Consider the following 7,593-nt stretch of genomic DNA (forward strand, 5'->3'; position numbering starts at 1 on the left):
GGTTGAGGTGGTTAACCTATAGTTATTTTATCACGTCACTGGCGATTCATCCCACACTTGTTTTAATTATTTTTTTTACTCGAAAACAAAGTGTGGGGCTTCTCGCCGTTTAAGCTAAATAAATTCTGCTGCCGCATTAACTAATTCATCCGCTACCCTGATGGAATAAGGCTTAATTAACCACCAGATAAAAGGAGAAAGCCACCCTCTCAATGTGATGGAATAGGAAATATAACTACCGCAAAGAGTTGATTCTATTTGATAGGTGATTCTTTGCTCGATACCCGGTATAGCTAGTAAACGAATACTTAATAATTCTCTAGGCTTGACATTTTCCACAAAAATCCGAATGGGAATAGGAGTTAAACGAGTAACAGCTTGAAAAATTAACCCCGGTTTGGGAATTAAGCCTTTAGGTAAATCCGTTTGAGAAAAAAGAGGATGCCATGACATATCCGCTAAATTAATTAATTTTCTCCACACCATATCCACTGGTACATTACTCACTACTCGATAGGTTTTATACAACGAAAATTGACATAATAGTTTCCCCCCTCCAGCCAACAATTTAAACGAAAAACTTAAAATCATGATTACAAATTAAAGATTAGAAATAAAAATAAAAATCGGGACTGAAATTTTAGTCTAGGTTTATAAAATCAGTTATCAATAAACTAGCACAAGTTTTTTTGGGTTTCGTTTCCTCAACCCAACCTACAAATTAATTTATTCAACATAATTATTCAAACTTGAGATGACTCAATCTTTACATTAGAATTGTAAATAAATGAAATTTTCCTTTTATCTGGTTTTGGCTTATTGCAAAATATTAAGATCTGCTAATAATCATAGTCTAATGATACTCTCACAGTTTAGATTGGTAGGTTGTAAGTTATTATTTTAATAAATTTTTATATGAACACTACCGTTACAGATACTAATATAAAATCTCCTTCTTTACCCCCAGAAGATGCAAAAACTAGAGTTAGCCAATTTATGCAAAGTCTGCAAGATGAAATTTGTTCAGGCTTAGAAGCCTTAGACGGCAAGGGTAAATTTAAAGAAGACAGTTGGCAAAGAGAAGAAGGTGGAGGAGGTCGATCGAGAGTGATGACCGATGGTAATATATTTGAACAAGGGGGAGTCAATTTTTCAGAAGTTTGGGGACATAATCTTCCTCCTAGTATTTTACAACAAAGACCAGAAGCTGAGGGACATTCTTTTTATGCTACTGGCACATCGATGGTTTTACACCCAAAAAATCCTTATATTCCCACTGTACATCTTAATTATCGCTATTTTGAAGCAGGACCAGTTTGGTGGTTTGGCGGAGGAGCTGATTTAACTCCCTACTACCCCTTCGCTGAAGATGCTAAACATTTTCATTCTACCTTCAAACAGACGTGCGATCGACACAATCCCGAATATTACCCTGTATTTAAGCGTTGGTGTGATGAATATTTTTACCTCAAACATCGCAACGAAACTAGAGGCGTAGGAGGATTATTTTTTGATTACCAAGACGGTACGGGAGCTTTATACAAAGGACCTCATAAAGATAAAGAAGCGGCACAATATAGTAATGCTTTACCCCCTCAAAAACATCGTACATGGGAGGAGTTATTTGCTTTTATTCAAGACTGTGGACGCACTTTTCTTCCCGCTTATGTACCCATTGCCGAAAAACGTCAACATACCGAATATGGCGATCGAGAACGCAACTTCCAATTGTATCGTAGAGGAAGATATGTCGAATTTAACCTAGTTTACGACAGAGGAACTATTTTTGGGTTACAAACTAACGGTAGAACCGAATCGATTTTAATGTCACTTCCACCCCTTGTACGTTGGGAATACGGCTACACCCCCGAACCTAATACCCCCGAAGCCGAATTGTACGAAGTGTTCTTAAAACCACAAAATTGGGCGGAATAATCAATAATGAGGAATGAGTAATGAGGAATGAGTAATGAGTAATGAGTAATGAGTAATGAGTAGTTTTTAATTCTTAATTCTTAATTCTTAATTCTCAATTCTTTTAATTCTCTTTTCTCACTAGATCAGGTAAAATATGGAAGTGTGTCGAGTCAAACTTGTAAATTAATCCCTTTTTGACTTATAACCAAACTAGCAATCTTTACTCAGATGAAACGTCGGTGATTACTTTAACTTTATTACATCCTCTCAAATCAGTTGCAGTTCAAAAATGGAACTTTGAGCCTAACTCCGTCATTAGAATTGGACGGGCTAATGATAATGAAGTAGTCTTGTATAGTGCAGTTGTGTCTCGCCATCATCTGGAAATTAGACCTAGGGGAGACGATTGGGCATTAATTAGCCTCGGTTCTAATGGTACTTTTATTAATGGCAAAAAAATTAATAAAGTTTTAGTTAAAGATGGTATGGTGATTCGGTTAGCTAGTTCGGGTCCAAAAATAAAAATCACCCTTAGTCAAGATGTGGACTCTAGTGCCGTTCAATCAACCGCTCAACCTAAACGTCAGCCTCTTACCAGTAAGGATATTTCTAAGGAAACGGTAATGAATTAGGGAATAGTGAATAGCGAATAATGAATAATGAATAATGAATAGTTTTTAATTCTTAATTCTGCCTTCTTCATAAACTTTTCATATCTGCGTCACAGAAAAGTCAAATCAGTATTTTATATTAGTAAGTGTCAGCTTAAAAAAAGGTTTTCCTCTTTTCATCCTTCGCTCTTTAAGCTGACTTTTTTCCCTCTTTTATCGATCGAAAAACTTTAGAATGTACAATATCAAGGTATGGAAAAATATTAACTGTTATTTTAAAGTCCACAATCCATTAAAAATTATTGTCTTATATTTGAAACCCTAAAGTTAATTAAGATTGCTTCAGGTTGCTTCGTTGCCTCGCAACGCTACGCGCCTCACCGCAATGACGCAATATCCTTATGGTAAGTTCTAATTATTAATACTTTTACTTATATTTTGAAGGAGCATATATTATGAAAAATTATCTACAAAAAATCACTACTGGTACATCTATATTATTATTAGGAGCGGGTATCGGTGTTGGAGTTAATTATTTGATGAATACACCGCAAATTTTTGCTAGAACTAACGATAATTCTATTTTTTCTAGTAAAGATGATATAGCCAGATTACCCGGAATAGAAGCAAATGGGGATATTAATTTTGTGACTAAAGTAGTGCAAGAAGTAGGACCTGCGGTAGTAAGAATTAATGCTCAACGTACCGTTGCGAGTAATGGTAACATTCCTCCGATGTTTAATGATCCCTTCTTCCGTCAATTCTTCGGTAATCAAATTCCCCAAATGCCTCAAGAGGAAATTCAACAGGGTACAGGTTCGGGTTTTATTATCAGTGATGACGGTAAAATTTTGACTAATGCCCACGTTGTGGAAGGTGCGACTCAAGTTACAGTTAATCTCAAAGATGGTAGAGTTTTAGAAGGTAAAGTATTAGGTACTGATCCTCTCACAGATTTAGCGGTTATTAAAATCGAGGCGGAAAATTTGCCCATTGCTTTACTCGGTAACTCCGATGAGCTTGTAATTGGGGAATGGGCGATCGCCATTGGTAATCCTTTAGGTTTAGATAATACCGTAACAACAGGAATTATCAGTGCTACAGGTCGATCGAGTTCTCAAATTGGGGTAGGCGACAAGAGACTAGACTTTATTCAAACCGATGCGGCTATTAACCCAGGTAACTCAGGAGGACCACTTTTGAACGCCAAAGGAGAGGTTATCGCTATCAATACAGCAATTATCAAAAACGCCCAAGGATTAGGCTTTGCTATTCCCATTAACCGCGCGGCTGAAATTGCCGAAAAACTGATTACCGAAGGAAAAGTAGATCATCCTTATTTAGGAATTTCTATGGTATCGTTAAATGAACAAACCAAACAGCAATTAAATAAAAATGAGGGGTTTAATTTAACCAATGAAGAAGGGGTTTTAATCGTCAAAATCATGCCCGATTCTCCTGCAGCTAAAGCTGGATTGCAGTCAGGGGATATTATTCAGGGTATAGAAGGAGAAGCAATCAAAGAACCTTCTCAAGTACAGAAAAAGGTAGAATCTAAAGATGTCGGTTCTGATTTAACCTTAGAATTGCGCCGTCAACAAAAAGATTTAAAAATCCCTGTCACATTAGGAGTTTTACCCACCCAATCTCAACAACGATAGATACTGAGTAATGAGTAACAAGTAATGAGTAATGAGTAAGTCATTAATTCTCAATTTTCTATTATGATATTAAACGAAACCGAAGTAAGACAACAATTAGAACATTTGCCGAATTGGATTAGTAGTGTGCAAACCATTAATACTACTTACAAATTTAAAGACTTTATTCAAGCGATGGAGTTTGTGAATAAATTAATCGAACCTTCGGAAAAAGCAGGGCATCACCCCGATATTTTCATCTCCTATAATAAGGTGACTATTCATTTAACCACCCATGACGCAGGAGGTATCACTCAAAAAGATTTTGATCTTGCCCATGAAATTGTGAGGATTTTCGATCGAATGTAATTGGTTGATTTTCGATAAAAGAAGCAAAAGCTAACCAAAATTCTGTATTAAAGATGATCATCTTTAGTTTCTAAGTAATTGGACAAAATTAATTTCAGAAGGCAATGGATAAAAATAAAATGAGTGCAATGGAGTATAGGGGAATCGAACTCAATATTTTCTTTTATAATGTCGATATATCTTACCTTGTTTTACTTAATGAAGTGTTTAAGGGATTAGATAAATTAAAAGATGAGTCAATATTGAGTCAATTATGAATACTTCCAAAACGAATAACGAATATCAGGGATATAAAGTTATTTTAGAACATTACCAGAAAATAAAAACCGAAATACCTACTGGTATCACCTTAACGAAAAGAGGTAATAAATTAAGTTTTCAGTTTAAAACAAAATATAAAAAACGCAGTACATACGGAATCAATGAAAAATTTACAATTCATGGCTTAAATAAAGCATTAGAAAAAGCCTTATTACTAGCTAAAAAATTAAACAACTATGAGTCTGAAATTGAGTTTTGGGCATGGTATGAACAAAATATTAAGGGTATTAATCAAAAGGCTTTTAATGATTTCATTACTTTTCAAGATGCTATTGATAAAGTGAGAACAAATTTTTTTAGTGTTCCTGATAAAAGAGGTTTACCAAGAAAAGAGGGTCGTGAATCAGATGAAAAAAGTTATGATCGAGAAAATGGAAGATATTTTGATAAATTACCATTAGAAAAAACGGTTAATTATCAAATTATTTATGATACTTTATTTGAATATTGTGATAATAAAAATGAAAGAAGATTTCAAGATTGTTTAAGAGCATTTCTTCGATTATGTGAATACAGTGAATTAGAATCAATATATAAAAAATTAAGTAAGTTAAAAGTTAGTAAAAATAAACGTAATTCAAATAATAAGCATCCAAAACAATCACCATTAACTATTGATGAATTTATCCATTTTCGTCAACATATAATAAATGAAAATAATCAATATCAAGAAGAAAGAGAATTTTGGGCATTTGTTTTTTCAATACAAGTTCTTTACGGATTAAGAATAGGTGAATTATTATCTATCAAAAACTTAGATAAAGATTATATTCCTTCAAAAGATTTATTAGAAGAAAGTCAAGATGATACGGTATTTAGAGCAATTTCAGATACTGATAATAATAATAATTATTTATATATCGGAAATTATACTTACAACGGTAATAAAACAGCTAAAACAGGGAATAAAATTTGTTTACCTTTTATACATCCAAATTACCCTAATTTAATTGAAATATTAGAGATAAAACAAAATATTCCTAGATTCATAGATCGACTAACAACTTATAGTTATAGACAATTTGTTCATCGTGGTAAAAATAATTTAGAAAAATGGTCAATCAAATATTTAGGAAAAAAAATAAGTCAAACTCATACTAATAGAAAATTAGGAAATGCTAATGGTATTGCTTCAGGTATTCCTGATAGTATCAGAGCTAAATCATTAGGGCATTCAGTAGAAATGAACTATAGATATTATCAAAATTTTAATTCTCAAGTAATTCTTGACTTATTTGAATCATCTAAAAAACATAAACAACCTATCTCTTTTCAGTTAGCGGTTAAGTTAGTTGAACAAAAACTTCAAAACATAGATGATGACAAAAAAGACGAGGTCAAGTCTTTTGTATGGGAATTACTCAAAGATATTTACCAAATAGACTTACCAGAATTATTTTAAGATAAACAAACATTCATTTTAAGATACATTAAAAGGCAAAATAAACCCTTTAATTACTTTAAGGATTAATCCTAAAGGGTATAGCGTAAACAACGCAAATAAACGTATATATTCTAAGAGTTAATCACTACAATAATTCTAGGATTAAAACTTACAAAGTAAACATAATACCCAAAACTCACTTGTTACAGTGAAAAGATACTTATTATATATGCTATAATCTAATCGTCAACAATAGCTAAAGTTCACTTGTTACAGTGAAAAGATTGCATCCATGCACAAATACAACTTAGATAACCTAAAACCATTTAGAAGTAAATGGCAAAATACTAAAACAAAATTAATTAGAGTACCTGAGATATTTGAAGATGAAATATTAACTTATGCTCATCAATTAGACTTAGGAATAAATAACCCTAATTCACTTGTTACAGAGAAACTTAAGGAAATAATTAATAAAATTGATAATCAAGAATCTGGTTATAAAGTAAAGTATGCTAATAACTTAATTAAAGATATTAAGCAATTAGTTATTTAAAAGTAAACAAAAGGAAAAACAAACAATGCCATTAATTAAACAAAGATTAAATCTTTCATTTCATCCTAAAATCATAGATGCCTTAGATCAATACTGTAAAGAAAATAATGTTTTAAAAAATGAAATAGTAGCGATACTTTTATTACATTTTTTTTCTAATCATGAATCAGTCTCAAGGGATGTAAAAGATATACTAAATGGAATATGTTTAGAAGATTTTTTACAATCACCTAAAAGCAACATTAAATCAGATTTAACATCTAATACTGCATTAATGAAAACTATTGATGAAATTAAAATTTTCTCATGGCAATATAAAGCGTTTGGGAATGATATGTCTTTAAGCGATATATTTGGCAATTAATCATTTTTTATATATAATTGTGAATGTACATTCTTAATCAAAAAAAATAGCCTTTGCGATCGGCAAAAGCTGAAATATTTTTATGTATCGGTATTAAATTACCGATCGTCAAAATGACTAAGAACAAACAAGAATAATTATTATGTTACCAGAAAATAGCCAAATTAACGAGTTTTTAGAGTGTCTAGGATACTGTGAAGGTGAAACAGTTTTTATTAGAACAATTCCCATAGACAAGAATGATAAAGAAAAATCACCTAAAAATATCACTCTCACTTATCCCATAAATAATTTCCCTAAACAAGAATCAGGTTATGGTGTGTATTTTGTAGTCAATGGTCAAGGTAATTCCAAAAAAGATATTAAAACCGCAAAAGCCTTATTTTGTGAGTTTGATAACCTATCCTATGATGAACAATTAACCATTATTG

The 7,593-nt window shown here is 32.1% G+C and carries 9 protein-coding genes; 8 read left to right on the forward strand and 1 reads right to left on the reverse strand.

Going from position 1 to position 7,593, the window contains the following annotated elements; genetic code table 11:
• Positions 1–114: 114 nt before the first annotated feature.
• Positions 115–591, reverse strand: a complete 477-nt coding sequence (locus ACN4EE_RS21155; protein WP_431708489.1) for an SRPBCC family protein — start codon at positions 589–591, stop codon at positions 115–117.
• Between the two features lie 324 nt (positions 592–915).
• Here ACN4EE_RS21155 and hemF point away from each other — a divergent pair, with 324 nt between their 5' ends.
• The 8 genes from hemF to ACN4EE_RS21195 all read left to right on the forward strand — a co-directional run.
• Complete coding sequence (hemF, locus tag ACN4EE_RS21160) at positions 916–1,935, forward strand: oxygen-dependent coproporphyrinogen oxidase (protein ID WP_431708490.1); 1,020 nt, start codon at positions 916–918, stop codon at positions 1,933–1,935.
• Between the two features lie 221 nt (positions 1,936–2,156).
• Entirely contained in the window at positions 2,157–2,549 is a 393-nt protein-coding gene (locus tag ACN4EE_RS21165) for an FHA domain-containing protein (protein ID WP_431708497.1), read from the forward strand.
• Positions 2,550–2,983: 434 nt separating this feature from the next.
• On the forward strand, positions 2,984–4,189 hold the full coding sequence (locus ACN4EE_RS21170) for an HhoA/HhoB/HtrA family serine endopeptidase (protein ID WP_431708491.1): 1,206 nt from the start codon (positions 2,984–2,986) through the stop codon (positions 4,187–4,189).
• Between the two features lie 63 nt (positions 4,190–4,252).
• Entirely contained in the window at positions 4,253–4,537 is a 285-nt protein-coding gene (locus ACN4EE_RS21175; RefSeq protein ID WP_431708492.1) for a 4a-hydroxytetrahydrobiopterin dehydratase, read from the forward strand.
• Between the two features lie 253 nt (positions 4,538–4,790).
• Positions 4,791–6,260 (forward strand): site-specific integrase, encoded by a 1,470-nt coding sequence (locus ACN4EE_RS21180; RefSeq protein WP_431708493.1) that lies wholly within the window; start codon positions 4,791–4,793, stop codon positions 6,258–6,260.
• A 274-nt stretch (positions 6,261–6,534) separates the two neighbouring features.
• Complete coding sequence (locus ACN4EE_RS21185; RefSeq protein ID WP_431708494.1) at positions 6,535–6,798, forward strand: hypothetical protein; 264 nt, start codon at positions 6,535–6,537, stop codon at positions 6,796–6,798.
• 25 nt (positions 6,799–6,823) lie between these two features.
• A complete protein-coding gene (locus tag ACN4EE_RS21190; protein ID WP_431708495.1) occupies positions 6,824–7,162 on the forward strand; it encodes a hypothetical protein in 339 nt (112 codons plus the stop codon).
• Positions 7,163–7,304: 142 nt separating this feature from the next.
• On the forward strand, positions 7,305–7,593 hold a 289-nt coding region (locus ACN4EE_RS21195; RefSeq protein ID WP_431708496.1), incomplete at its 3' end, for a hypothetical protein.

The organism is Geminocystis sp. CENA526 (genome assembly GCF_050753365.1).
Taxonomy (GTDB): domain Bacteria; phylum Cyanobacteriota; class Cyanobacteriia; order Cyanobacteriales; family Cyanobacteriaceae; genus Geminocystis.

What these genes read in the sequence shown, in the direction of transcription:
- ACN4EE_RS21180 (WP_431708493.1), top strand. Translation starts at nt 4,791, where the DNA reads ATGAATACTTCCAAAACGAATAACGAATATCAGGGATATAAAGTTATT.
- ACN4EE_RS21190 (WP_431708495.1), top strand. Translation starts at nt 6,824, where the DNA reads ATGCCATTAATTAAACAAAGATTAAATCTTTCATTTCATCCTAAAATC.
- ACN4EE_RS21185 (WP_431708494.1), top strand. Translation starts at nt 6,535, where the DNA reads ATGCACAAATACAACTTAGATAACCTAAAACCATTTAGAAGTAAATGG.
- ACN4EE_RS21175 (WP_431708492.1), top strand. Translation starts at nt 4,253, where the DNA reads ATGATATTAAACGAAACCGAAGTAAGACAACAATTAGAACATTTGCCG.
- ACN4EE_RS21155 (WP_431708489.1), bottom strand. Translation starts at nt 591, where the DNA reads ATGATTTTAAGTTTTTCGTTTAAATTGTTGGCTGGAGGGGGGAAACTA.
- ACN4EE_RS21170 (WP_431708491.1), top strand. Translation starts at nt 2,984, where the DNA reads ATGAAAAATTATCTACAAAAAATCACTACTGGTACATCTATATTATTA.
- hemF (WP_431708490.1), top strand. Translation starts at nt 916, where the DNA reads ATGAACACTACCGTTACAGATACTAATATAAAATCTCCTTCTTTACCC.